Here is a 725-nt window from a genome sequence, read left to right as displayed (position 1 = left end):
GCTTTCTCCCGGTCATACGCGGTGAGCTGCGTCTCCTTCTCCTTCTGTAGCGCCGTCTTCTGCGAATCAAGTTCACGCTTACGCAGATCGCGGTCGTGTTCGAGAACCATGCGGTCACGCTCTTTAATCGCCTGCTCGCGCTCGGCAATTCCCTCCGGACCTACTGCGGAGGCCAGTTCAGCGATGCGAGCGTTCTTCTCGGCGATCTGCGTTCCGTAGTCGGCATCCGTATTAAGCATCTGCTCTTTTGCGAGCAGTTCGTCGATGGCCGCGATCTTCTCGTCCTGCGCAGCGACATACGCCTTCTTCCGCTCCTCGATCGCTTCTAGGTCCGTTTTCTTGGCGGCGTCAATACGGGACTTTTCAGCTTTAACGAGTGCTTCCGCGAGCTTAGAAGTTTTGTCGACGAGGGACTTCCGCGCCTGGTAGAGCGCCTCGTCCGCCTTCTCGTAATATTCGCTGTCCTTCGCGTACTGGCCGCGCAGCTTCGTCCACTGCTCAACCTTGAATGCGGCGACCTGCGCCTCGGTTGCTCCGGAATCCTCTAACCGCCGGACCTCCCGCTCGATGAGTTTAGCGCGCTCATCGTACGTATCCCTCGCTTCCCTCTCGGTAGCCGAAGCGACGTCCTTACGGGCAGCGCGCGCCTGCTCATCCGCTTTCGCGTAATATTCCGAATCCTTGCCGTAGCGATTACGGAGCTGCTGCCAGAGATAGAGGCGCTG

At 58.9% G+C, this 725-nt stretch carries 1 pseudogene; it reads right to left on the bottom strand.

The features are described 5' to 3' along the window. Positions 1 to 725, bottom strand: a pseudogene (locus ACFSX3_RS25745) (hypothetical protein); the annotation flags it as partial.

It is taken from the genome of Paenibacillus rhizoplanae (genome assembly GCF_042684125.1).
Classification (GTDB): domain Bacteria; phylum Bacillota; class Bacilli; order Paenibacillales; family Paenibacillaceae; genus Paenibacillus_AQ; species Paenibacillus_AQ rhizoplanae.
The sequence above is the reverse complement of the archived record's forward strand: the minus strand, read 5'-3'. Positions and strand labels throughout refer to the sequence as shown.